Genomic DNA, 24,674 nt, shown 5'->3' on the forward strand with positions numbered 1-24,674 from the left:
ACAAAATAGATGGACAAACTGCCTTTGGTACACTATTTTTAAAGAGTAAAAATAAATAATAAAAGGGTGAAAAGTATGAAAGTTGTTCAAACAAGCAAAGCACCACAGGCAATCGGACCATATTCACAAGGGATTATTGTAAATAATATGTTCTATAGTTCAGGACAAATTCCGTTAACGGCAAGTGGAGAACTTATAACAGGAGATGTAACAGTACAAACAGAGCAAGTATTTGAAAATTTACAAGCGGTATTAGCAGAAGCAGGTGCTTCATTTGATACAGTGGTAAAAACAACAGTATTCTTAAAGGATATGGATGATTTTAATGCTGTTAATGAAGTATACGGTTCTTATTTCTCTACTCATAAACCAGCGCGTTCTTGTGTACAAGTAGCAAAATTACCGAAAGATGTTTCTGTTGAAATCGAAGTAATTGCCCTAGTTAAGTAACTCTTTGTAAGCGATAACCTCTACTAATCCTTATATTCAACTAACTTAAAAATTTTTATCTTAAAAATTTTTAAAAAATTAAAGGGAAAATAGAAATTTTGTGGAATTTATACAAATATATCGCTTATTTAGAAAAGGGTGGTGAACACAAGATGGAAGTGACTGACGTAAGATTACGCCGCGTAAACACAGAAGGCCGCATGAGAGCAATTGCCTCTATTACTCTAGACCATGAATTTGTTGTTCATGATATTCGTGTAATTGATGGTAATAATGGATTATTTGTAGCAATGCCAAGTAAACGTACTCCAGATGGAGAATTCCGTGACATTGCACATCCAATTAATTCTAATACACGCTCTAAAATTCAAGATGCGGTTTTAACAGAGTATCATCGTTTAGGCGAGTTAGAAGAGGTTGAGTTTGAAGAAGCAGGCGCTTCGTAAAATTCGAATGAAAAGGGCTTTTGAAAGAAAGTCTTATAATTTTGTAGCAAACTCCTGTAAGCATTTACAGGAGTTTGTTTTTTTTTGAATAATACACGTTTCTAATTATAAAAATTCATATTTTGAAAAAATAAAGATGAAAAACTTCTAATTTTTTCAAAATCATTTAAAATAGTATAGCTTATTCCTTAAAAAAGATACTAAAGAGTAAAACATCTTATAAGAATTATGGTAAAATTTAATAGTTATAATGTGTTTCTTGAAATATATGATGATTTAGGATAATATCGTTAATGGATAAATAGGTTGCGATGGAGGGTCTATATGTCAAACAGATTTGCAGTGATTCTAGCTGCAGGTAAAGGCACACGTATGAAGTCCAAGCTATACAAAGTGCTGCATCCTGTATGTGGAAAACCAATGGTACAACATGTAGTCAATGAAGTATCTCAATTAGGATTGCAGAAACTTGTAACAGTCGTTGGACATGGTGCTGAAAAGGTACAAGAACAGCTAGGAAATGTAAGTGAGTTTGCATTACAAGCAGAACAACTTGGTACAGCTCATGCTGTCGATCAAGCTGCAAGTGTACTTGCAAATGAAGAAGGAACAACTTTAGTTATTTGTGGTGATACACCTCTAATAACTGCTGAAACGATGGAAGCATTGCTTCAGCAACACGAAGAAGCGGGAGCAATGGCGACGGTACTAACAGCGTACATAGAAGAGCCTGCTGGATATGGCCGTATCGTTCGTAATGAGAATGGTCATGTTGAAAAGATTGTTGAGCATAAGGATGCAAATGAAAAAGAATTAGCTATTAAAGAAATCAATACAGGTACGTATTGTTTTGATAATAAAGCTTTATTTGCTTCACTTTCTAAAGTTTCAAATGATAATGTACAGGGCGAATATTACCTTCCGGACGTTATTGAAATTTTAAAAAATGAGGGTCATATTGTATCAGCTTATCAAACAGAGCACTTCGATGAAACGTTAGGTGTTAACGACAGAGTCGCTCTATCGCAAGCGGAAATTATTATGAAAAATCGTATCAACCGAAAGAACATGGTAAATGGTGTTACAATTATTGATCCAAGTAACACATACATTTCTGCGGATGCAATTATTGGTAGTGATACAGTTCTTCACCCAGGAACGGTTATTGAGGGTAACACTGTAATTGGTTCGGATTGTGAAATTGGACCGCATACAGTAATTCGCGATAGTGAAATTGGAGATCGTACGGTAATTCGTCAATCTACTGTACATGACAGCAAACTTGGTACAGAAGTATCGGTTGGTCCATTTGCACATATTCGCCCAGATTCAGTTATTGGAGATGAAGTGCGCGTTGGAAACTTCGTAGAAATCAAAAAAACTGTTTTTGGTAATAGAAGTAAAGCTTCACACTTAAGTTATATCGGGGATGCACAAGTTGGAGAAGACGTGAATCTTGGTTGTGGTTCAATTACGGTGAACTACGACGGCAAGAATAAATTTAAAACTGTAATTGGTAACGGGGTATTTATTGGATGTAATTCAAACCTTGTTGCTCCTGTAACAGTTGAAGATGGTGCTTATGTGGCAGCAGGCTCTACAATAACAGAGAATGTTCCATCAAAAGCATTATCAGTAGCACGTGCACGTCAAGTTAACAAAGAAGACTATGTTGATCAATTGCTGAATAAGAAAAAATCATAATGTGGAGGGTTAATCTAGATGTCGACTCAATATCTAAATTCTAATTTGAAAGTATTCTCTTTAAACTCTAATAAGGAACTTGCTGAGCAAATCGCAAAGCATATTGGAGTAGGACTAGGAAAATGTTCTGTTGATCGTTTTAGTGATGGAGAAGTTCAAATTAACATTGAAGAAAGTATCCGTGGTTGCGATGTATTCATTATTCAATCTACAAGCTTCCCAGTAAACGAACATATCATGGAATTACTTATTATGATTGATGCATTGAAACGTGCATCTGCAAAAACAATTAATATTGTTATTCCTTACTATGGTTATGCGCGTCAAGACCGTAAAGCGCGTTCTCGTGAACCAATTACATCGAAACTTGTAGCAAACTTGCTTGAAACAGCAGGTGCAACTCGTGTAATCACTCTAGATTTACATGCTCCACAAATTCAAGGATTCTTTGATATCCCGATCGACCACTTAATGGGTGTACCGATTCTTTCAGATTACTTTGAAGCAAAAGGCCTTAAAGATATCGTAATCGTATCTCCTGATCACGGTGGTGTAACGCGTGCTAGAAAAATGGCGGATCGCCTAAAAGCGCCAATCGCTATTATTGATAAGCGTCGTCCTCGTCCGAATGTATCGGAGGTAATGAACATTATCGGTAACATTGAAGGCAAAACAGCAATTTTAATTGATGACATCATTGATACAGCTGGTACAATTACATTAGCGGCAAACGCTCTTGTTGAGAACGGTGCTTCTGAAGTATATGCTTGCTGTACACACCCAGTATTATCTGGCCCAGCAATTGAGCGTATTCAAAATTCGAATATTAAAGAGTTAGTTGTAACGAACTCTATTGTATTACCAGAAGAGAAGAAAATTGATAAAGTACATGAACTTTCAGTTGCTCCATTAATCGGAGAAGCAATCATTCGTGTATACGAAGAAGAATCTGTAAGTGTATTATTCAATTAATTGGATAGAATGAGACGTAACCAAGCTTGGTTACGTCTTTTCGTATCGAAAAAAGAAAGTAGTGGTACAAGAATGAAATTAATAGTAGGACTTGGGAACCCAGGTAGAGAATATGAATTAACAAGGCATAATATTGGATTTATGGCGATTGATGAACTTGCAAAGCGTTGGAGTATTTCTTTGAATGAACAAAAGTTTAAAGGAGTATTTGGCGCTGGCTTTGTTAATGGGGAAAAAGTAATCTTACTAAAGCCACTTACATATATGAATTTATCTGGGGAAAGTATTCGTCCGCTCATGGATTATTATAAAATTGATGTTGAGGACTTCATTGTTATGTACGATGATTTAGATATTCCTGTAGGTAAGTTACGCCTTCGCATGAAAGGTAGTGCGGGTGGACATAATGGTGTGAAATCAACAATTTCACATTTAGGAACACAAGAATTTCAACGTATCCGTATGGGAATCGATCGTCCGAAAAATGGGATGAAAGTAGTGGATTACGTATTAGGACGTTTTACATCTGAAGAAATATCTGGCGTTAATCAATCCATTGAAAATGCAGCAGATGCATGTGAGGAATGGTTAAATAAACCTTTTCTCCAAATCATGAATACTTTTAATAGTTAAGCGCACAATCTGGAATATTTTATTTTGTTTTATCCCATACTAGTAGCAATTGGATATTTAGGAGGCTAGTATGGAAGGTTATTATTACTGTAGACATTGCGGAAGTAATGTGGGCTCCATTATCGCAGAAAAAGTATATAGCGACGTTTTGTTTCAACTAACAGAGCAAGAAGTAGTGGATATGATTCATTTTCATGAGAATGGAAATATATATATAAAAACGATTTGCGAATCGTGTCAAGAAACGCTCGCATCTTATCCTGAGTATTATGAATATGAAAAATTTCTGCAATAAAATGTTGTCGCTTTGGCATGTCCAAAGCATTTTTCTGTTTTCTTTTTCCAAAATATTTGCATAAAATATAGTAACTTGCTCTTTATGTTGAGAGGAGTTTTGAAAATGATAGGTTTATTAGAGCAATTTTATAAAAATGAAGAAATACAATCGGTTATTAATGGGCTAGAAGATGGGTTGAAAGAACAACTTGTATCGGGTATGGCAACATCCTCTCGTTCATTATTAATGGCAGCTTTATATAAAAAAACAAAGCAATCACAACTTATTGTGACGCACAATTTATACCAAGCACAAAAAGTACATGAAGATTTAGTGGCGTTACTTGGTGAAAAAGATGTTTGGCTATATCCGGTAAATGAATTGATAGCATCGGAAGTTGGTGTTGCAAGTCCAGAATTGAAGGCGCAGCGTATTGAAGTGTTAAATCGCTTAGCGGCGGGAGAGAATGGGATTATTGTAGCGCCAGTTGCAGGGCTGCGTAGGTTTTTACCAATAAAAGAATTATGGAAGCAAAGGCAAATTGAAATCAATCTAGGGCAAGAGATTGATTTAGATGCGCTCTTGCATACCTTACATCATATTGGCTACGAGCGTAAGTCGATGGTAGAAGCTCCAGGAGAGTTTAGTTTGCGCGGGGGAATATTAGATATTTACCCATTAACTGAAGAATTACCATTTCGTATTGAATTCTTTGATACACAGGTTGATTCTATTCGATTATTTGATGTGGAAGAACAGCGCTCTCAAGATAAAAGGGAAAGTGTTCGGTTTGGTCCGGCAACAGAGTTTTTATTTTCACAGGAAGAATTGAAATCGGGAATTAAGCGTCTTGAAGAAGGTTTGACTAAGACGATGCAAAAGCTTTCCGATGATAAATTAAAGACTGCTGTGCTTGAGACAGTTAGTCATGAAATTGAAATGTTGAAAAACGGGCAAAGTATAGAACAAATGTTTAAATATTTATCTATTTTCTATAAAGAACCTGCTAGTCTGATAGATTATTTACCAGAAAACGGTGTTGTAATTTTAGATGAGATTTCCCGTATTCAAGAAACAGCATCACATCTTGAAACCGAAGAAGCGGAATGGTATATCTCACTTCTTGGCGAAGGAACAATTATTCAGGATTTATCTTTCTCCCACTCATTTGAGGAATTTCTTCATAATAAAAAAAGAAGTTTTGTATATTTAACGTTATTCTTACGCCATATAGCACACACACATCCTCAAAACATTGTGAATGTGACATGTAAAACGATGCAAGATTTCCACGGACAGATGCAGTTGTTAAAAACTGAAATTGATAGATGGAATGAAGGGCATTTTACGACCGTTGTGCTTGGAACAGATGAGGAACGCGTAAAAAAACTACAACATATTTTAAGTGATTATGATATTGATGCAGATATTGTAGAGGCCACAGATGTCTTATTGCCTGGAAGGTTACAAATTGCTGTAGGTGATTTACATGCAGGCTTTGAAATGCCGATGCAAAAGTTTGTTGTCATTACTGAAAAAGAGCTTTTTCATAAGAAGGTTAAAAAATCACAACGTAAGCAAAAGTTATCTAACGCTGAACGTATTAAAAGTTATTCGGAATTAAAAGTTGGAGACCATGTAGTTCATGTAAATCATGGTATAGGTAAATTTTTAGGTATTGAGACATTAGAGATTAATGGTGTTCATAAAGATTATTTAAATATTAAATATCAAGGTAATGATAAGTTATACGTTCCAATTGAACAAATTGATCAAGTGCAAAAATACGTAGGGTCTGAAGGTAAGGATCCAAAAGTTTATAAATTAGGCGGAAATGATTGGAAGAAGGTCAAAACGAAAGTTGAAAAATCTGTACAAGACATTGCAGATGATCTAATTAAATTATATGCCGAGCGTGAAGCTTCGAAAGGTTATGCATATACACCAGATACGGCAGAACAACAGGAATTTGAATCCTCTTTCCCATATCAAGAGACAGAGGATCAATTACGTTCTATTGAAGAGATTAAGAAAGATATGGAACGCGGACGTCCGATGGATAGGCTTCTTTGTGGCGACGTAGGATATGGAAAGACTGAAGTAGCTATTCGTGCGGCATTTAAAGCAATTATGGATGAAAAACAAGTTGCGATTTTAGTACCGACAACAATCCTTGCACAACAACACTATGAAACAATTCGAGAGCGTTTTCAAGATTACCCGATTAATATAGGGTTACTAAGTAGATTCCGCACACGAAAACAACAAAATGAAACGATTAAAGGTTTAAAAGATGGAACGGTGGATATTGTAATCGGAACACATCGTATTTTATCTAAAGATGTTACGTATAAAGATTTAGGACTTCTTATTATTGATGAAGAACAAAGATTCGGCGTTACACATAAAGAAAAAATTAAACAATTGAAAGCAAATGTTGACGTGTTAACATTAACGGCAACTCCGATTCCACGTACACTTCATATGTCTATGCTTGGTGTGCGCGATTTATCTGTTATTGAGACACCACCAGAGAATCGTTTCCCAGTACAAACATATGTAGTAGAGTATAATCCAGCGTTAATGAGAGAAGCGATAGAGCGAGAGTTGGCAAGAGGCGGTCAAATTTACTTCCTATATAACCGTGTGGAGGATATTGAAAGAAAAGCAGATGAAATTTCGATGTTAGTTCCAGATGCTCGTGTAACATACGCACATGGGAAAATGAATGAAGGTGAATTAGAGTCTGTTATGCTATCGTTTTTAGAAGGGCAGCATGATGTTCTTGTAAGTACAACAATTATCGAGACGGGTGTAGATATTCCGAATGTAAATACATTAATTGTATTTGATGCAGATCGTATGGGATTATCGCAGTTGTATCAGCTTCGTGGGCGTGTTGGACGTTCTAATCGCGTCGCGTATGCCTACTTTGCATACAAACGTGATAAAGTGTTATCGGAAGTTGCAGAGAGGCGTCTGCAGGCAATTAAAGAGTTTACAGAGCTTGGATCTGGTTTCAAAATTGCGATGAGAGACTTATCAATTCGTGGTGCGGGTAATTTGTTAGGGGCAGAACAACATGGATTTATTGATTCTGTCGGATTTGATCTATATTCTCAAATGTTAAAAGATGCAATTGAGCAACGTAGAGGGACAGATGGAGTTGAAAATACCGTTAATGTTGAAATTGATTTAGAAGTAGACGCATATTTACCGGATGCGTATATTTCAGATAGTAAACAAAAAATTATGATGTATAAACAATTTAGAGGTATTTCTGCAATTGAAGATATTGAAGAGTTGCAGGAAGAGATGATCGACAGATTTGGTGATTATCCACAAGAAGTTGGTTATTTATTACAAATTGCAAACATTAAAGTGTTGGCGATGAAAGAACAAATTGAGTTAATTAAGCAAAATAAGTTTGAAGTAACATTCCTGTTTTCTGAACAAGCGAGCCAAAATATAGATGGTGGAAAATTATTCATGCTAGGAAGTAGTTTTGGTCGTATGATCGGTCTTGGTATGGAGGGGTCACAATTGAAAATTGTGATGAAAACGAATGGATTAGAGACATCGAAATGGTTAACAATTGCTGAAAATTTATTAAAAGGCTTACCAGATGTAAAAAAAGAAGTAATAAATGCCTAATATAAGATAAAAAATACAATTCGACGTGCATAGAAGAACTAATGTGTAAAATACTATGTTTAATAGTTGGTGATTTTTACATGAACAGGTAAATTCACCACTTTGATCATCAGTAGAAAGTGAGGCAGCATAGAATGAAAGCAACTGGAATCGTACGTCGAATTGATGATTTAGGCAGGGTAGTAATCCCAAAGGAAATTCGTAGAACTTTACGTATTCGAGAAGGGGACCCACTAGAAATATTTGTTGATCGCGATGGAGAAGTCATTTTAAAGAAATATTCTCCGATTAGTGAACTAGGTAATTTTGCAAAAGAATATACGGAAGCTTTATATGATAGCTTAGGACATAATGTGCTTGTATGCGATCGTGATTCTATTATCGCAGTAGCAGGCGTATCTAAAAAAGAATACTTAAATAAAAGTGTTGGCGATTTAATTGAGAAGACAATGGAAGAGCGCAAGTCTGTAATTATGACAGATGAAAGTGAAATTTCAATTATTGATGGAGTAACAGAAAAAGTCATCTCCTATACAATTGGCCCGATTGTTGCGAATGGGGATCCAATTGGGGCTGTTGTTATCTTCTCTAAAGAGGCTATTATAAGTGAAGTAGAGCATAAGTCAGTAAATACAGCTGCAAGCTTTTTAGCGAAACAAATGGAGCAGTAGTGAAGTGTAATTTCTATAAGTAGCAATCTTTCCTAATTATGATATTTCTATTTGAGAAATTAACTATTTGGAGATATAAGCATTGAATGAAGGTAGCGCTTTGCTACCTTTTTTCATTGAGTATTTTTGCTGTTGAAAGAAGTCAGTGAATGTAAGGAATATGAAGGAGAGACAGTTTTTCTTTGTGATATAATACGAGGGGTGAGAATAGAAAAAGGAGTTTTCTTGTATGGAAGCGAAGAAGTACCAAGCCTTTTGGCGTGGGGCTATTATATTAACAATCGCAAGTTTTGTTACAAAGGTATTAAGCGCTTTTTACCGTATTCCATATCAAAATATAGCGGGTGATGTTGGTTTTTATATTTACCAACAAATTTATCCATTTTATGGATTTTGTTTAATTTTAGCCACTTATGGGTTTCCCATTATTATTTCAAAAATGGTCGCAGAAAGATTAGAACGAGGAAAACAAAAAGAAGCAGAAGAAATTATTTGTGTATCTTTTTGGTTTTTATTAGGAATTGGATTTATAGGTTTTTTCACATTATTCTTTGGGGCCGAAACAATTGCATCGGCTATGGGCGATATACATTTAGATAAGTTATTACGTGTTATTTCGTTTTCATTCCTACTAATGCCATTTTTATCTGTAGCGAGAGGATATTTTCAAGGATTCAATAATATGATGCCGACGGCTGTTTCGCAAGTAATTGAACAAACAATTCGTGTTTCTATTATTGTATTTTTATCACTATTCCTTATTGCTCATGGATTTGATTTATATACAGTTGGTGCGGGTGCTATGCTAGGTTCAATTGCAGGCGGGCTTATTGGGATTATCGTACTTTTACTTTATATGCGTCATGATTTCCATGCTATTTTCTTTAAAAGTTGGAAGAGAATTGGAGGTAAAAAAAGGATTATTCGAATCCTTTTTTGGCAGGGATTAGCGATTTGTGTTAGTAATTTAGTCCTTATTTTTATACAAATGTCGGATTCTATTTCCTTTTATACCTTGCTTATTCGCGCGGGAGAGCAAGTTGAAAATGCAAAGGTACTAAAAGGTGTTTATGATAGAAGTATCCCGCTTATGCAATTAGGTACTGTTGTGACAACTTCTTTCTCATTGTCACTTATTCCTATTATTACAGCGGCGAAAGAAAGAGGAGATCTTTCATTTATTCAAGAAAAGGTAAAATTAGCAATGAAAATAACATTTGTTATTGGATTTGCAGCTGCTATTGGATTAACTTGTATTATTCAACCTACAAATATTATGTTGTTTGAAAATAGTGATGGATCAGATGTGTTATCGATTTTATCTTTATCTATTTTATTTAGTTCATTGTCAATTACAACTGCTTCTATTTTGCAAGGAGTGGGACAAACATTAAAACCAGCAATATTCGTTGTATTTGGAGGTTGTTTGAAGTTAGTTTTAAACTATATATTAATGCCGTATTTTGGTGTAAAGGGAGCTGCAATTGCAACTTTAGTTGCGCTTATTGTAATTGCCTTGCTAAATAGTGTGTTACTTATGCGAGCTGTATCGGAGCCGCTTATTGATAGGCGGAATATGTTAGGTGTGGCTATTAGTGGTATCGGTATGGGGTTTGTATTAATAATCTTTATGCGTATATTGCGAATGTCTGGATTAGTAATTGATACAGGACATAGAGGGATTGCGACGCTTGAAGCGCTGTTAGGTGTAGCTATCGGTGGATTAGCATATATGTTTTTAATTTTAAAATTACGTGTATTTACAAAAGAAGAATTAGGAACCGTTATGAAACAAGAGAAAAAAGAAGGTTCATTGAAGAAGAGTGGATAGAGGTGACTGGTTGTGAGTGGAATTATTACTATTTTAGGATTAGGTGCTGGTGAGTTAGATCAGTTAACGATGGGTGTATATCGAAAGATAAAAGAATCGGAACATATGTTCGTTAGAACGAAGGAACATCCAGTTATAGAAGAATTGGAGAAAGAAGCTATAAAGTATACGGCCTTTGATAATGTATATGAGGCACATGATACATTTGAAATCGTATATGAAACAATCGCGAATACATTGCTAGAACAGGCTAAAGGCGCAGAAATTATTTATGCTGTTCCAGGTCATCCGCTTGTAGCAGAAAGAACAGTTCAGCTACTTTTGGAAAAAGGAGAAGTAGCAAATATTGAAGTGCGAATTGAAGGTGGACAAAGTTTCCTTGATCCGATGTTTGCAAGTCTAAAAATTGATCCGATTGAAGGGTTCCAATTAATTGATGCTACATCATTTGAAAGAGGACAATTAGAATTACGTCAACATTTAATCTTTTGCCAAGTGTATGATGCGTTCGTTGCTTCAGATGTGAAACTGATGTTAATGGAGATGTTGCCAGATGATTATGAAGTGTATATCGTAACAGCTGCAGGAACTTCATTTGAGCAAGTAAAAAAGGTACCGTTATACATGTTAGATCATGAAACGGAGTTAAATAATTTAACGAGTGTATATGTACCCCCGGTTAAGGAACGTGCGTCTTTGTATCAGCAGTTTGATGTGCTTAGAGCAATTATTGCGGAACTGCGTGGACCGAATGGTTGCCCGTGGGATAAAAAACAAACTCATCAATCTTTAAAGAAATACTTAATTGAAGAAGCATATGAAGTGCTAGAAGCAATTGATGAAGAGGATGATGATCATTTAGTAGAAGAACTGGGTGATATATTATTACAAGTTATGCTTCATGCTCAAATTGGAGAGGATGAAGGTTGGTTCTCTATAGATGATATTATTCGGACTTTAGCTGAGAAAATGGTTCGTCGTCATCCGCATGTGTTTGGGAATACGGATGTAAATAATGCTGATGAAGTGATTGCAAATTGGGAAGAAATTAAAAAACAAGAAAAGGGATTCGTGAAAGAATCTGTTTTAGAGGGTATTCCAAAAAGCTTGCCACAGCTAATGCGTGCTTATGAAATTCAGAAGAAAGCTGGAAAGGTTGGATTTGATTGGGTTGATGTGCAGCCGATGATAGAGAAGGCCTTAGAAGAATGGCAAGAATTCCAACAAGAAGTTGTAAACATGGATGAGAAAAAGATGCTAGGTGAATTTGGTGATTTACTATTTGCATTTGTTAATATAGCTCGTCATTATAAATTAGATCCAGAAGAAGCGTTACGTTCAACTAATGAGAAATTTATGGCTCGCTTTTTATACATGGAAGCAAAAGTAGCTGAAATGAATAAGGAAATGCAAGATTTATCATTAGAACAGTTAGATATTTTATGGGAAGAGGCAAAACAAACAGAGCGTTAATAGGGGGATTTGATATGCGTCTAGATAAATTTTTGAAAGTATCACGTTTAATTAAAAGAAGAACATTAGCAAAAGAAGTGTCTGACCAAGGAAGAATTTCGATTAATGGCCAAGTGGCAAAAGCGAGTTCAGATGTGAAGGTAGAGGATGAATTAACAATTCGTTTCGGGCAAAAAATAGTAACTGTGAAAGTAAATGAATTGAAAGAAACAACTAAAAAAGAAGATGCAGCAAACATGTATAGTCTCGTTCGTGAGGAAAAAGTGAAAGCGGAAGAAGGCTTGTTCTAAAATAGGTTAGCCCCTCATACATTACTATTAGCTAGTATAAAGCTATGGGGGGATTTTCGTGAATAATGGTTACTCACCTATGTCTTCTAATCAACAAAATGTTTCTGTAGAGCATGATATTATCATGCGTGGCAGGCGTGTAATCGATATTACTGGTGTAAAGCAAGTAGAGAGTTTTGATAGCGAAGAGTTTTTACTTGAGACTGTAATGGGTTTTTTAACAATTCGTGGTCAAAATTTGCAAATGAAGAATTTAGATGTAGAAAAGGGTGTTGTATCAATTAAAGGGAAAGTTCATGAAATGCTGTATATTGATGAGAACCAAGGGGAGAAAACTAAAGGCTTCTTTAGTAAGTTGTTTAAATGAGCCTAACAATTCAGTTGTATACAATGCTTTCAATGATTGGAATGGGTGCTTGGATTGGTGCTTCTTTAGATACATACCAACGGTTTTTAAAACGCCAAGAGCGTAAACGCTGGCTTGTATTTATACATGATATACTATTTTGGATTGTCCAAGCATTATTCGTTTTTTATGTATTACTGCGTGTAAATGAAGCCGAACTACGTATATATGTATTTTTGGCGTTACTATGTGGTTTTGCAGCATATCAAAGCTTATTGAAAGCACTATACATGAAGATGTTAAATTTTCTCATCTATATTTTTGTACAAACAACACAATTTTTTGTTCGAATTATACAGCTACTCATGATAAAACCTGTTATTATTATAGCACAGCTATTTATTGCATTTATATTATTCTTATTTCGTATACTGCTTTCAATTGGACATGTGTTATGGAAAATGGTGATTTGGATATTACTTTTCATATGGAAAGTTTTTTTCTCGCCTGTTCGGTTTATTGCTTCGCTCATATGGAAACTTCTCCCTAATCGTGTTAAACTTTTTATAATGAAGCATGTAGGGTTCCTGCAATATGTAGCAAAATTGAAGGGACATATCTTCCAATTATGGGTGCGTATAAAAAAGAAGTTAGGGGGACCTCGGAAATGAGGGAACTGAGACAAAGAACAATCGAAAAACAGAGTCCAAATCCTGTTAAAGAACATATAATACAAACGGATGAGAACAGGAAGCGACTTTATCGCCGTTTAGCGGTTTTTCTTGTCTTTGCTTTTACAATTATTGCTAGTATTAGTGTGACGTTTTATCAACAAAACAGTTCCATTAAAGCAAAAGAAGCGAAAGTTAAGGACATGAAAAAAGAACTGGATTCATTAACGAAAAAAGAAAAGAATCTAAAAGATGAAGTTCAAAAGTTGAATGATGAAGAGTACGTTTTAAAGATTGCTAGAAGGGATTATTTCTTCTCCGGAAAAGGGGAGATAATTTTTCCTGTTTCTAAGTAGAGTATGTCTTATTGACACTGTATTTTAGGATTATATATAATAAAGTAAAATTTGACTTTTTAACCACTAAGGAGGAGCATTTTTTTTATGTCAATCGAGGTAGGCAGCAAGTTACAGGGTAAAGTAACAGGTATTACAAATTTTGGGGCTTTTGTGGAGCTGCCAGAAGGCTTAACAGGTCTTGTTCATATTAGTGAAGTTGCTGATAATTATGTGAAAGATATTAACGATCACTTAAAAGTAGGCGACCAAGTAGAAGTAAAAGTTATCAATGTTGAAAAAGATGGCAAAATTGGCCTATCTATTAAGAAAGCGAAAGAACGTGAAAAAACAGAAGGAGATCGTCCACGTGGTGAATACCAACGTGGTGGTGATCAACAACGTTCTGGACGTCCACAACGTAATAATAATCGTTCTTCCAACAGAGATAACCGCGGTGGCGGTAACGAACGAGCTCCAAAAGAAACATTTGAGCAAAAGATGGCACGCTTTTTAAAAGATAGTGAAGATCGTTTAACTTCTTTAAAGCGTAACACAGAATCTAAACGTGGTGGCCGTGGCGCACGTCGCGGATAATAAGTCCGTTTAATTCTTAACATATAGAGAGGTACCCAGAGTGATTACTCGGGTACTTTTTTATGTGAGAGAATATATTTTTAAAAAAGTTTTTGAGATGTGTTGACTTTAAAACATATCTGATGTAAGATACTAATTGTCCGTTAAATACGACGACATGGCGGTGTAGCTCAGCTGGCTAGAGCGTACGGTTCATACCCGTGAGGTCGGGGGTTCGATCCCCTCCGCCGCTATATTTAATTTAACGGCCCGTTGGTCAAGTGGTTAAGACACCGCCCTTTCACGGCGGTAACACGGGTTCGAATCCCGTACGGGTCATCTAAAAAGATCATGCAAATTTGCATGATCTTTTTTTGTTAAATATAAATTAAGACGTACAATACTTCTACAAAATCACCCTATATTTTCTGAACATTCTTTCAACTTTCTTTAAATAAATTAAATACTATGTATATATGTAGATTTATTTCGAATAAAAAGTCGAACGATTATAAAAGTCAAAACTGTTGTTTTGACAAAAATCCCAATAATCATCTTTTATAATAACAGTAATTAAACTATGCAGGTGGTGTTAAAAATATGCCTAAAGCAGGAAGGAATACTATGAACACAAGTGCATTGGCGATGAATGAAAGTCAGCTTGGAACAATAAAGTGGACGAGTAAGTTGCGAATGAAGTTTGAACAAGTTTTCTTTAGATGGGGATTCATTATTGCTGTTATTGGTTTTCTTTTGGGACGAGCATATATATTAACAAACATTTTACCGTTTGCATTGCCGTTTTTTGCTGCTGTTTATGTTATGAAGCGAGATAAAATGCCGCTCGCGTTTTTAGCCCTAATGGGGGGGGCACTTTCAGTTTCAATAGACAATTTATTTTTTACTTTTGCATCTATCTTTACCTTCTTTATTTATAATATCTTCTTTAGTCGGTTTACACGTAAAACTGTTGGACTTGTACCATTCCAAGTATTTATCTCCGCATTAACCGCACATTTAGTTGTTGTATATTTTGCACAGCAAACCGTCACCATGTATGATCTGCTCGTCAGTACGATCGAAGCGGGGCTTAGCTTCGTATTAACGATGATATTTTTACAAAGTGTTCCGCTTTTAGTGGAAAGGAAAGGGAAGCAACAAGCGTTAGAAACAGAAGAAATTGTTTGTTTAATTATATTACTAGCATCTGTTTTAACGGGCACAACGGATTGGTTTGTTTATGATGCTTCTATTCAACATATTTTTACTAGATATTTAGTATTAGTATTTGCCTTTATTGCAGGGGCAGCTACAGGGTCCACAGTAGGAGTTGTCACTGGGTTAATATTAAGTTTAGCGAATGTGGCTAGCTTGTCTCAACTTAGTCTCCTTGCCTTTTCAGGATTGCTTGGGGGATTGTTAAAAGAAGGGAAGCGTATAGGAGTTAGTTTAGGTTTATTAATTGGTACAAGCTTAATTACATTATATGTAGACAAGCAAACAAGTATTGTAACAACTTTAATTGAATCTGGTGTAGCAATTGTTTTCTTCTTATTAACACCGAAGCTTGTTATGGATCGTATTGCTAAATTTATGCCAGGTACACAGGAGCATTCACAAGATCAACAACAATATTTAAGAAGAGTGCGCGATGTTACAGCGAACAAAATCAATCAATTTGCTAATGTATTTGCTGCTTTGTCCAATAGCTTTTCTGTATATGGGTATGTGGAGGAGGAAGATAAAGAAACAGAAGCTGATTTATTTTTAAGTACAATTACTGCAAAAACATGTCAAACATGCTTTAAGAAGGATCAATGTTGGGTAGTTAATTTTGATAAAACATACGATTATATGAAACAAATAATGAGTGAAACAGAAGAAGGAACGCTGCAGCATAATCGGAAGTTAGTTCGTGAATGGGACAAGCATTGTGTGAGAGGGAAGAAAGTAACGGATTTAGTAGCGGGTGAATTAGATCACTTCTATGAGGGGCAGAAATTAAGAAAACAAATGAAGGAAAATCGTAGAATTGTAGCGGAGCAATTACTAGGTGTATCAAAAGTGATGGAGGATTTCGCTAAGGAGATACAACGAGAAAGAGAGAACCATCAAGCACAGGAGGAGCAAATTTTACAAGCGTTTCGTGATTTTGGTGTCGAAGTGGAGCATGTTGATATTTATTGTTTAGATAGAGGAAGTATTGATATTGAAATGTTGATTCCGGCTGCATCTAATGAACACGGGGAATGTGAGAAGTTGGTTGCTCCAATGCTTTCAGATATTTTGAAAGAGAATATCGTCGTTAAGCATGAAGAGAAATCCTCATATCCAAATGGGCACAGTTTAATATCATTTGGTTCAGCGAAGACGTATTCTCTTGATACAGGATTGGCCACAGCTGCAAAAGGTGGTGGGTTTGTTTCAGGTGATTCCTACGCGATGATGGATTTGAGTGTTGGTAAATATGCACTTGCGATTAGTGATGGTATGGGAAATGGACAAAGGGCTCATATGGAGAGTAGGGAAACGGTAAAATTATTACAAAAGATACTTCAATCAGGTATTGATGAAGAAATAGCGATTAAGTCCATCAATTCGATTCTTTCTTTAAGGACGACAGAGGAGATGTATACAACGCTTGACTTGGCTATGGTAGATTTACGGGATGCGAGTGCGAAGTTTTTAAAGATTGGATCGACGCCGAGTTTTGTTAAACGTGGAAATAATATTTTGAAAATTGAGGCAAGTAATTTACCGATGGGAATCATTGAAGATGTTGAAGTTGATGTGGTTGGTGAGCAATTAAAAACGGGTGATCTTCTTATCATGATGAGTGACGGCATTTTTGAGGGAGCGCAACATGTGGAGAATCATGAATTATGGATAAAACGTAAAATTAAAGAACTACAAACAGAGGATCCACAGGAAATTGCTGATATCATTATGGAAGAAGTAATTCGCTCTGGTGATGGTTATATAAATGATGATATGACTATTGTGGTGGCGAAAGTAAAGAAAAATATGCCGAAGTGGGCTACGATTCCAATAGTAGGAATGCAGGCGCAATAAAATAATCAAAAAACCTAGGTAGATGCCTAGGTTTTTTTGATTAAAAAGGTAATGCGATTATTTTGTTAAATATACAGGAGGGATGTAAGATAAAAATGTGGATTTTGTACATCTTTTTTTTGCACAATGTTTGTAAAAGTTGTACCATTATATACAAGGTAACTAATGTTGTTGTTCTTGTTTAATGAAAGGTGATTGCGAAGTTGAAAGATGCATTTGTTGAAAAAGTAGATGACTTTGTAAAGCAGCATGATGTATTAAAGAAACATTCAACAATTGTTGTAGGGGTTTCTGGTGGTCCTGACTCTTTGGCTCTTTTATATTATTTGTTAGAAAAAAGGGCAGAAAAACAGCTCGAAATTGTAGTAGCACATGTGGACCATATGTTTAGAGGTAATGAATCTTATGAGGATTTACAGTTTGTACAGGGTCTTTGCAAAGAGCTAGGAGTTATTTGTGAAACGCTAAGGATTAATGTGTCGCAATATCAACAGCAATATGGAATGAATGCACAAGTTGCAGCTAGAGAATGCAGATATGCATTTTTGGAAAGAATAATGAAGAAATATGATGCGAGATATGTAGCTCTTGGTCACCATGGAGATGATCAAGTAGAGACGATTTTAATGCGCCTTGTACGAGGGAGTACTCCGAAAGGATACGCAGGAATTGCAGTGAAGCGATCTTTTCATAATGGATATTTAATTAGGCCGTTACTTGGGGTAACTAAGGAAGAAATTGTTGATTACTGTAATAAATTAAAAGTTATTCCGCGTATAGATCCGAGTAATAAAAAAGAAGTATATACAAGGAATCGATTACGTAAATATGTCCTTCCTTATTTGAAAGAAGAAAATCCACAAATGCATGAGAAATTTCAAAAATTTAGCGTGCAGATGCAAGAGGATGAGGCTTATTTGCAGGAATTAGCTTTTGAGAAAATGAATAAAGTAATTACAAAAAAAAGCGATAAACAAATTAGCTTATCAATTCCTGCCTTTGAATCCATGTCTATGCCTTTACAAAGAAGAGGGATTCAACTAATATTAAACTATCTTTATGAATATAAGATTCCATCTTCGCTTTCTTCTATACATATTGACAAGGTGATTGAATTTTTTAAGCGGGCACAACCTTCAGGTTCACTAGATTTTCCAGGTGGTTTGAAAATTGTTCGCACATACGAAGAATGTGGTTTTGGATTTAAACAAGAAATTGTTTCTCCTTTTTCGCAAGATTTATCAGTACCTGGGACAATTATATTGCCGAATGGGGATAAACTTGTAACAGAGGTGAGCGAAGATATACCGAGTAACATGAATGAAACAGTATTTGTTGCTAAGTATAATGATATATCGTATCCACTTCGTATTCGGTCTAGGGAAAATGGAGATCGCATGTCAATGCAAGGTATGGATGGTACAAAAAAGATAAAAGCTGTTTTTATCGAAGCGAAAGTACCAAAAGAAAAAAGAGAAGAATGGCCGATCGTTTGTGACGCAAGTGGAAATATTATTTGGGTACCCTTGTTGAAACGATCTGCATTTGCTACTTCGAAAGAGCTAGCAAAGAAGGGTAAATACATGATTATTCACTACAAAAGCAAGGAGTCTTCCGGGAGGATAATGAAATGATGAATCAAGATATCGAAAAAGTATTAATTTCTGAAGAACAAATACAAGAAAAGGTGCACGAACTAGGTGCAGTTATTGCAGAGGATTACAAAAATACAATACCTCTTGCGATTGGTGTACTAAAGGGCGCAATGCCATTTATGGCAGATTTATTAAAGAGAACAGATACATATCTTGAAATGGATTTTATGGCTGTATCTAGCTACGGTCACTCTACAGTTTCGACAGGCGAAGTAAAAATCTTAAAAGATCTTGATACTTCGGTAGAAGGTCGCGATATTTTAATCGTTGAAGATATTATTGATAGCGGTCTTACACTAAGCTATTTAGTGGACCTGTTTAAATATCGTAAAGCGAAATCTGTAAAAATTGTTACGTTATTAGATAAGCCAACAGGCCGTAAGGTTGATCTGAAAGCAGATTATGTTGGATTTACTGTTCCTCATGAATTTGTTGTAGGATATGGATTAGATTATAAAGAGCAGTACCGTAATCTTCCTTATGTAGGAGTATTAAAACCAAGTGTTTACTCAAATTAATTAAATATAGGCGTTACAATTGTATAGGAAATTTTTTCTATGTTACGATTTACTATAGTGTTTATGCCGTGAGAGGAGGTTAGGAATGAATCGTATCTTCCGTAATACCATCTTTTATTTACTGATATTCTTAGTAGTAATTGGAATCGTGAGCTATTTTAATGGTTCGACGCAAAAAACGACATCAGTTAGCTACGATAAATTCATTACTCAACTTGAAAAAGGTGAAGTGCGTAATGTGCAGCTTCAACCGAAAAATGGTGTGTTTGAGGTAAAGGGACAATTCAAAACTTCTAGCCAAGGAGAACAATTTGTTACTTATGCACCAAATACTGAGGAATTACAAAAGAAAATTAATGATAAAGCGCAAGGGGCTGAAGTTAAGTATCAACCAGCAGAAGAAACAAGTGCTTGGGTAACGTTCTTCACTTCTATCATTCCGTTTGTCATTATCTTCATTTTATTCTTCTTCTTATTAAATCAAGCTCAGGGCGGCGGTAGCCGTGTTATGAACTTCGGGAAAAGTAAGGCGAAGCTATACAATGATGAAAAGAAAAAAATTCGTTTCAGAGATGTTGCTGGAGCGGATGAAGAGAAACAAGAACTTGTTGAGGTAGTTGAATTCTTGAAAGACCCTCGTAAGTTCGCTGAAGTTGGTGCCCGTATTCCGAAGGGTGTTCTATTAGTGGGACCTCCAGGTACAGGTAAAACTTTACTAGCACGTGCTGTTGCAGGTGAAGCAGGCGTTCCGTTCTTCTCTATTAGTGGTTCTGACTTCGTAGAGATGTTCGTCGGTGTCGGTGCATCCCGTGTACGTGATTTATTTGAAAATGCAAAGAAAAATGCTCCTTGTATCATTTTCATTGATGAAATTGATGCAGTAGGACGTCAACGTGGCGCGGGTCTTGGCGGTGGTCATGATGAGCGTGAACAAACGTTGAACCAATTGCTTGTTGAAATGGATGGATTCGGTGCAAACGAAGGTATTATTATCATCGCTGCGACAAACCGTCCTGATATTCTTGATCCAGCGTTATTACGTCCAGGTCGTTTTGACCGTCAAATTACAGTAGATCGTCCAGATGTAAATGGTCGTGAAGCTGTACTTAAAGTACACGCTCGTAATAAACCGCTTGATGAGAATGTCAACTTAAGAGCAATTGCAACTCGTACACCAGGATTCTCTGGTGCCGATCTTGAAAACTTATTAAACGAAGCTGCTTTAGTAGCTGCGCGTCAAGATAAGAAGAAAATTGATATGAGTGACATCGATGAAGCGACGGATCGTGTTATTGCAGGTCCAGCTAAGAAAAGTCGTGTTATCTCTGAAAAAGAACGTAATATTGTTGCATTCCATGAGGCTGGTCATACTGTAATTGGTGTTGTCCTTGATGAAGCAGATATCGTTCATAAAGTAACAATTGTCCCTCGTGGTCAAGCTGGTGGGTATGCGGTAATGCTTCCGAAGGAAGATCGTTACTTCATGACAAAACCAGAGTTACTTGATAAAATCACTGGTTTACTTGGTGGTCGAGTAGCTGAGGAGATTGTATTTGGTGAAGCAAGTACAGGTGCTCACAACGACTTCCAACGTGCGACTGGTATTGCAAGACGTATGGTTACAGAATTCGGGATGAGTGATAAGCTTGGACCGATGCAATTTGGTAGCTCACAAGGTGGTCAGGTATTCTTAGGAAGAGACTTCCATTCAGAACAAAACTACAGTGATGCAATCGCGCATGAAATTGATGTGGAAATGCAAATAATTATTAAAGACTGTTATGCTCGTGCGAAACAAATTCTTACTGAAAAACGAGATAAGCTTGATATTATCGCGAAAACGTTACTTGAAGTAGAAACATTAGATGCAGAGCAAATTAATCATTTATATGATTATGGCAGATTACCTGAGCGTCCAACACCTTCAGATGATGTGAAAGTAAACATCAATATGAAGAAAGACGATGAAGATACAGAAGATAAGTAAGAAACGAAGGAGTGACAATAGTCACTCCTTTTTTTTGTGGAATGAATGTAAGTAGCAAAAAAATTAAATGAAACTATTATTAAAAATTGAAATAGAGAGTAATCTTTTTGTACAATGATGAGTATAGAAAAACTGATTATATAAGTATGTGTGATATGATGTTTTTATAAGTTTTATACATACTGCGCAAATGTAGATTAAATAAGATAAGTGGTGAGAATATGATTTTTGTATTGGATGTAGGGAACACAAATGCGGTACTAGGTGTGTTTGAAGAGGGGAAACTTCGTCAGCATTGGCGCATGGAAACAGATCGTCATAAAACAGAAGATGAGTATGGGATGCTTGTAAAGCAGTTACTTGAGCATGAAGGTCTTTCTTTTGAAGATGTGAAAGGTATTATTGTGTCTTCAGTCGTACCGCCAATTATGTTCGCTTTAGAGCGTATGTGTGAAAAGTATTTTAAAATTAAACCGCTTGTAGTGGGGCCTGGGATAAAAACTGGCTTGAATATTAAATATGAAAATCCACGTGAAGTAGGCGCGGACCGAATTGTAAATGCAGTAGCAGGAATCCACTTGTATGGAAGTCCGCTTATTATTGTTGATTTTGGTACGGCTACTACATATTGTTATATTAACGAAGAGAAGCATTATATGGGTGGCGTCATTACGCCAGGAATTATGATTTCGGCAGAGGCTTTATATAGCAGGGCAGCAAAGCTTCCTCGTATTGAAATTACAAAACCAGGTAGTGTTATCGGGAAGAATACAGTAAGTGCAATGCAATCAGGTATTCTTTATGGATACGTTGGACAAGTGGAAGGTATTGTTAAGCGCATGAAGGAAGAAGCTAAGCAAGAACCGAAAGTTATTGCAACAGGTGGATTAGCAAAATTAATTTCAGAAGAATCAAATGTAATTGATATTGTAGATCCGTTTTTAACGTTAAAAGGTTTGTATATGTTATATGAACGTAATGCAAATTTACAACATGAGAAGGGTGAATAAATAAGTATGAAAGATTATTTAGTAAAAGCGTTAGCGTTTAATGGAGAGGTTCGTGCTTATAGTGTACGTACAACAAATACAGTAAGTGAGGCGCAAAAACGTCATGATACATGGAGAACAGCTTCAGCGGCACTTGGTCGTTCTTTAACTGCGGGTACAATGATGGGCGCTATGTTAAAAGGCGAGCAGAAGTTAACGATTAAAGTAGAGGGTAACGGCCCGATTGGTCCTATCTTAGTCGATGCTCATGCAAATGGGGATGTACGTGGTTATGTAACGAATCCGCATGTTGATTTTGAAGGAACGGAACAAGGAAAATTACGTGTATATCAAGCGGTAGGTACAGAAGGATTTGTAACGGTAATTAAAGATATCGGTATGCGTGAACCATTTATCGGTCAATCTCCAATTGTTTCAGGAGAACTAGGGGAAGATTTCACATATTATTTCGCGGTTTCTGAGCAGACACCTTCTTCTGTAGGTGTTGGTGTTCTTGTAAATGGAGATGATAGCGTATTAGCGGCGGGTGGATTTATTCTTCAAATTATGCCAGGTGCGCAGGAAGAAACAATTTCATTTATTGAAGAGCGTCTGCAACAAATCCCGCCGGTATCACAATTAATCGAACAAGGTCTTTCTCCAGAAGAATTACTGTATGAAGTGCTTGGAGAAGATAAAGTGAAAGTGCTAGAAACAATGGATGTTCAATTTAATTGTACATGTTCACGTGAGCGTATTGAAAGTGTGCTAATTAGTTTAGGTAAAGCGGAGTTAGAACAAATTCGTGCAGAAGAAGAAGAGACGGAAGTTCACTGTCACTTCTGTAATGAACGACATAAATTCGCTAAAGAAGATATTACAAGTCTAATTGAGAGCCTGTAATAAAGAAGTTTAGGTGGAGAATCAGCCGCCCAAATAGATTGACAAACAGGGAATTTTCTGACAAAATCTAAATATAGATAAAACCAATAAAAATACTCGGTGTTAGGAGTGACAGGAATGCGAGTGGCACAATCAGTTTCAGAATTAATCGGGAAAACGCCGATCGTTAAGTTGAACCGCATCGTAGAATCAGACAGCGCAGATGTATACTTAAAATTAGAATTTATGAATCCGGGGAGCAGTGTTAAAGATCGTATCGCGTTAGCTATGATTGAAGATGCTGAAAATAAAGGATTATTAAAAGAGGGCGATACAATCATTGAGCCGACAAGTGGTAACACAGGTATTGGCTTAGCGATGGTAGCAGCTGCTAAAGGATATAAGGCAATTTTAGTAATGCCAGAAACAATGAGTATTGAGCGTCGTAATTTATTACGCGCTTACGGTGCTGAATTAGTATTGACTCCAGGACCTGAAGGAATGGGCGGAGCAATTCGAAAGGCAACTGAATTAGCAGAAGAACATGGGTACTTTATACCACAACAGTTCCAAAACCAAGCGAATCCAGAAATCCATCGTATAACAACAGGTCCAGAAATTGTTGAACAGATGGGGGATCAATTAGATGCGTTTATCGCAGGTATTGGTACAGGTGGAACAATTACAGGTGCCGGTGAAGTGCTGAAAGAAGCTTATAAAGATATCAAAATTTACGCGGTAGAACCTGCGGATTCACCAGTATTATCTGGTGGAAAGCCAGGACCACATAAGATCCAAGGAATTGGAGCGGGGTTTGTTCCGGAGACATTGGATGTAGAGGTATATGATGAAATTATTCAAGTGAAAACGGAGCAAGCGTTCGAATATGCGAGAAGAGTGGCTAGAGAAGAAGGTATTTTAGTTGGTATCTCTTCGGGAGCAGTCGTTTATGCAGCGACAGAAGTTGCGAAGAAATTAGGTAAAGGGAAAAAGGTACTTGTTATTATCCCAAGTAACGGTGAACGTTATTTAAGTACACCACTTTATCAATTTGAGTCATAATTGAATGTGATTTGAAAAGCATCCTTAAAAAAGGATGCTTTTTCTTTTTTGATTGGAAAAAGGAAAAGAGTGAATGACTAGAAAACTTCATGTAAAATAAGAAGTAGTATAATTAATTTATTTTCACTAGCCCTCAAGTATAATCATTCTCTATATAAATAATTTTATGTAGTTTGAGTT

Annotated in this window: 22 protein-coding genes and 2 tRNA genes; all 24 read left to right on the forward strand. The window is 36.2% G+C overall.

Annotation, left to right across the window (positions count from 1 at the left end; translation table 11 throughout):
- The first annotated feature begins 75 nt into the window (after nucleotides 1-75).
- The 24 genes from MHB76_RS00270 to cysK all read left to right on the forward strand — a co-directional run bounded on the left by MHB76_RS00270 (nucleotide 76) and on the right by cysK (nucleotide 24,494).
- Complete coding sequence (locus MHB76_RS00270; protein WP_078173486.1) at nucleotides 76-450, forward strand: RidA family protein; 375 nt, start codon at nucleotides 76-78, stop codon at nucleotides 448-450.
- A gap of 152 nt (nucleotides 451-602) precedes the next feature.
- Nucleotides 603-896, forward strand: a complete 294-nt coding sequence (spoVG, locus tag MHB76_RS00275; protein WP_000454042.1) for a septation regulator SpoVG — start codon at nucleotides 603-605, stop codon at nucleotides 894-896.
- Nucleotides 897-1,220: 324 nt separating this feature from the next.
- Nucleotides 1,221-2,600 (forward strand): bifunctional UDP-N-acetylglucosamine diphosphorylase/glucosamine-1-phosphate N-acetyltransferase GlmU, encoded by a 1,380-nt coding sequence (gene glmU, locus MHB76_RS00280; protein WP_002091584.1) that lies wholly within the window; start codon nucleotides 1,221-1,223, stop codon nucleotides 2,598-2,600.
- A gap of 18 nt (nucleotides 2,601-2,618) precedes the next feature.
- A complete protein-coding gene (locus tag MHB76_RS00285) occupies nucleotides 2,619-3,572 on the forward strand; it encodes a ribose-phosphate diphosphokinase (RefSeq protein ID WP_002091580.1) in 954 nt (317 codons plus the stop codon).
- A 72-nt stretch (nucleotides 3,573-3,644) separates the two neighbouring features.
- On the forward strand, nucleotides 3,645-4,205 hold the full coding sequence (gene pth / locus MHB76_RS00290) for an aminoacyl-tRNA hydrolase (protein WP_002144538.1): 561 nt from the start codon (nucleotides 3,645-3,647) through the stop codon (nucleotides 4,203-4,205).
- Nucleotides 4,206-4,275: 70 nt separating this feature from the next.
- Nucleotides 4,276-4,500: an anti-sigma-F factor Fin family protein gene (locus tag MHB76_RS00295; protein ID WP_002091576.1), complete on the forward strand. Its 225-nt coding sequence runs from the start codon at nucleotides 4,276-4,278 to the stop codon at nucleotides 4,498-4,500.
- Between the two features lie 105 nt (nucleotides 4,501-4,605).
- Nucleotides 4,606-8,136 (forward strand): transcription-repair coupling factor, encoded by a 3,531-nt coding sequence (mfd, locus tag MHB76_RS00300; RefSeq protein WP_078173485.1) that lies wholly within the window; start codon nucleotides 4,606-4,608, stop codon nucleotides 8,134-8,136.
- Nucleotides 8,137-8,270: 134 nt separating this feature from the next.
- A complete protein-coding gene (gene spoVT, locus MHB76_RS00305; protein ID WP_016106817.1) occupies nucleotides 8,271-8,807 on the forward strand; it encodes a stage V sporulation protein T in 537 nt (178 codons plus the stop codon).
- Between the two features lie 229 nt (nucleotides 8,808-9,036).
- On the forward strand, nucleotides 9,037-10,638 hold the full coding sequence (locus MHB76_RS00310; RefSeq protein ID WP_078173484.1) for a putative polysaccharide biosynthesis protein: 1,602 nt from the start codon (nucleotides 9,037-9,039) through the stop codon (nucleotides 10,636-10,638).
- A 12-nt stretch (nucleotides 10,639-10,650) separates the two neighbouring features.
- Entirely contained in the window at nucleotides 10,651-12,111 is a 1,461-nt protein-coding gene (gene mazG, locus MHB76_RS00315; RefSeq protein WP_002159632.1) for a nucleoside triphosphate pyrophosphohydrolase, read from the forward strand.
- A 14-nt stretch (nucleotides 12,112-12,125) separates the two neighbouring features.
- Nucleotides 12,126-12,401, forward strand: a complete 276-nt coding sequence (locus MHB76_RS00320) for an RNA-binding S4 domain-containing protein (RefSeq protein WP_002009677.1) — start codon at nucleotides 12,126-12,128, stop codon at nucleotides 12,399-12,401.
- A 58-nt stretch (nucleotides 12,402-12,459) separates the two neighbouring features.
- Nucleotides 12,460-12,768, forward strand: coding sequence for a sporulation protein YabP (gene yabP / locus MHB76_RS00325; protein ID WP_001059101.1), 309 nt, complete (start codon nucleotides 12,460-12,462; stop codon nucleotides 12,766-12,768).
- Nucleotides 12,765-13,418 carry a spore cortex biosynthesis protein YabQ gene (gene yabQ / locus MHB76_RS00330; protein WP_002091573.1) on the forward strand — a complete coding sequence of 218 codons (654 nt, stop codon included), beginning with the start codon at nucleotides 12,765-12,767 and terminating at the stop codon, nucleotides 13,416-13,418. The genes yabP and yabQ overlap by 4 nt, the downstream gene beginning before the upstream one ends.
- Complete coding sequence (gene divIC / locus MHB76_RS00335) at nucleotides 13,415-13,774, forward strand: cell division protein DivIC (RefSeq protein ID WP_002124547.1); 360 nt, start codon at nucleotides 13,415-13,417, stop codon at nucleotides 13,772-13,774. Before yabQ ends, divIC begins: the two co-directional genes overlap by 4 nt.
- Nucleotides 13,775-13,861: 87 nt before the next feature.
- A complete protein-coding gene (locus MHB76_RS00340; RefSeq protein ID WP_002063394.1) occupies nucleotides 13,862-14,350 on the forward strand; it encodes a S1 domain-containing RNA-binding protein in 489 nt (162 codons plus the stop codon).
- Between the two features lie 159 nt (nucleotides 14,351-14,509).
- Nucleotides 14,510-14,583: transfer RNA gene (locus MHB76_RS00345), tRNA-Met, on the forward strand.
- A gap of 13 nt (nucleotides 14,584-14,596) precedes the next feature.
- Nucleotides 14,597-14,668: transfer RNA gene (locus MHB76_RS00350), tRNA-Glu, on the forward strand.
- Between the two features lie 261 nt (nucleotides 14,669-14,929).
- Nucleotides 14,930-17,401 carry a stage II sporulation protein E gene (gene spoIIE, locus MHB76_RS00355; protein WP_002107303.1) on the forward strand — a complete coding sequence of 824 codons (2,472 nt, stop codon included), beginning with the start codon at nucleotides 14,930-14,932 and terminating at the stop codon, nucleotides 17,399-17,401.
- A gap of 203 nt (nucleotides 17,402-17,604) precedes the next feature.
- Complete coding sequence (gene tilS, locus MHB76_RS00360; protein WP_002107305.1) at nucleotides 17,605-19,035, forward strand: tRNA lysidine(34) synthetase TilS; 1,431 nt, start codon at nucleotides 17,605-17,607, stop codon at nucleotides 19,033-19,035.
- Nucleotides 19,032-19,574 (forward strand): hypoxanthine phosphoribosyltransferase, encoded by a 543-nt coding sequence (gene hpt / locus MHB76_RS00365; RefSeq protein ID WP_002107307.1) that lies wholly within the window; start codon nucleotides 19,032-19,034, stop codon nucleotides 19,572-19,574. Before tilS ends, hpt begins: the two co-directional genes overlap by 4 nt.
- Before the next feature lie 85 nt (nucleotides 19,575-19,659).
- Nucleotides 19,660-21,561, forward strand: coding sequence for an ATP-dependent zinc metalloprotease FtsH (ftsH, locus tag MHB76_RS00370; RefSeq protein WP_016106821.1), 1,902 nt, complete (start codon nucleotides 19,660-19,662; stop codon nucleotides 21,559-21,561).
- Between the two features lie 221 nt (nucleotides 21,562-21,782).
- On the forward strand, nucleotides 21,783-22,571 hold the full coding sequence (locus tag MHB76_RS00375) for a type III pantothenate kinase (protein ID WP_002107309.1): 789 nt from the start codon (nucleotides 21,783-21,785) through the stop codon (nucleotides 22,569-22,571).
- Nucleotides 22,572-22,577: 6 nt separating this feature from the next.
- Nucleotides 22,578-23,453, forward strand: a complete 876-nt coding sequence (gene hslO, locus MHB76_RS00380; RefSeq protein WP_002113270.1) for a redox-regulated molecular chaperone HslO — start codon at nucleotides 22,578-22,580, stop codon at nucleotides 23,451-23,453.
- 117 nt (nucleotides 23,454-23,570) lie between these two features.
- Nucleotides 23,571-24,494: a cysteine synthase A gene (gene cysK / locus MHB76_RS00385; protein ID WP_002107314.1), complete on the forward strand. Its 924-nt coding sequence runs from the start codon at nucleotides 23,571-23,573 to the stop codon at nucleotides 24,492-24,494.
- The last annotated feature ends 180 nt before the right edge of the window (nucleotides 24,495-24,674 follow it).

This window comes from Bacillus sp. FSL M7-1345, assembly GCF_038006985.1.
Classification (GTDB): Bacteria; Bacillota; Bacilli; order Bacillales; family Bacillaceae_G; genus Bacillus_A; species Bacillus_A cereus_U.

What these genes read in the sequence shown, in the direction of transcription:
- MHB76_RS00270 (WP_078173486.1), top strand. Translation starts at nt 76, where the DNA reads ATGAAAGTTGTTCAAACAAGCAAAGCACCACAGGCAATCGGACCATAT.
- spoVG (WP_000454042.1), top strand. Translation starts at nt 603, where the DNA reads ATGGAAGTGACTGACGTAAGATTACGCCGCGTAAACACAGAAGGCCGC.
- glmU (WP_002091584.1), top strand. Translation starts at nt 1,221, where the DNA reads ATGTCAAACAGATTTGCAGTGATTCTAGCTGCAGGTAAAGGCACACGT.
- MHB76_RS00285 (WP_002091580.1), top strand. Translation starts at nt 2,619, where the DNA reads ATGTCGACTCAATATCTAAATTCTAATTTGAAAGTATTCTCTTTAAAC.
- pth (WP_002144538.1), top strand. Translation starts at nt 3,645, where the DNA reads ATGAAATTAATAGTAGGACTTGGGAACCCAGGTAGAGAATATGAATTA.
- MHB76_RS00295 (WP_002091576.1), top strand. Translation starts at nt 4,276, where the DNA reads ATGGAAGGTTATTATTACTGTAGACATTGCGGAAGTAATGTGGGCTCC.
- mfd (WP_078173485.1), top strand. Translation starts at nt 4,606, where the DNA reads ATGATAGGTTTATTAGAGCAATTTTATAAAAATGAAGAAATACAATCG.
- spoVT (WP_016106817.1), top strand. Translation starts at nt 8,271, where the DNA reads ATGAAAGCAACTGGAATCGTACGTCGAATTGATGATTTAGGCAGGGTA.
- MHB76_RS00310 (WP_078173484.1), top strand. Translation starts at nt 9,037, where the DNA reads ATGGAAGCGAAGAAGTACCAAGCCTTTTGGCGTGGGGCTATTATATTA.
- MHB76_RS00320 (WP_002009677.1), top strand. Translation starts at nt 12,126, where the DNA reads ATGCGTCTAGATAAATTTTTGAAAGTATCACGTTTAATTAAAAGAAGA.
- yabQ (WP_002091573.1), top strand. Translation starts at nt 12,765, where the DNA reads ATGAGCCTAACAATTCAGTTGTATACAATGCTTTCAATGATTGGAATG.
- divIC (WP_002124547.1), top strand. Translation starts at nt 13,415, where the DNA reads ATGAGGGAACTGAGACAAAGAACAATCGAAAAACAGAGTCCAAATCCT.
- MHB76_RS00340 (WP_002063394.1), top strand. Translation starts at nt 13,862, where the DNA reads ATGTCAATCGAGGTAGGCAGCAAGTTACAGGGTAAAGTAACAGGTATT.
- spoIIE (WP_002107303.1), top strand. Translation starts at nt 14,930, where the DNA reads ATGCCTAAAGCAGGAAGGAATACTATGAACACAAGTGCATTGGCGATG.
- hpt (WP_002107307.1), top strand. Translation starts at nt 19,032, where the DNA reads ATGATGAATCAAGATATCGAAAAAGTATTAATTTCTGAAGAACAAATA.
- ftsH (WP_016106821.1), top strand. Translation starts at nt 19,660, where the DNA reads ATGAATCGTATCTTCCGTAATACCATCTTTTATTTACTGATATTCTTA.
- MHB76_RS00375 (WP_002107309.1), top strand. Translation starts at nt 21,783, where the DNA reads ATGATTTTTGTATTGGATGTAGGGAACACAAATGCGGTACTAGGTGTG.
- hslO (WP_002113270.1), top strand. Translation starts at nt 22,578, where the DNA reads ATGAAAGATTATTTAGTAAAAGCGTTAGCGTTTAATGGAGAGGTTCGT.
- cysK (WP_002107314.1), top strand. Translation starts at nt 23,571, where the DNA reads ATGCGAGTGGCACAATCAGTTTCAGAATTAATCGGGAAAACGCCGATC.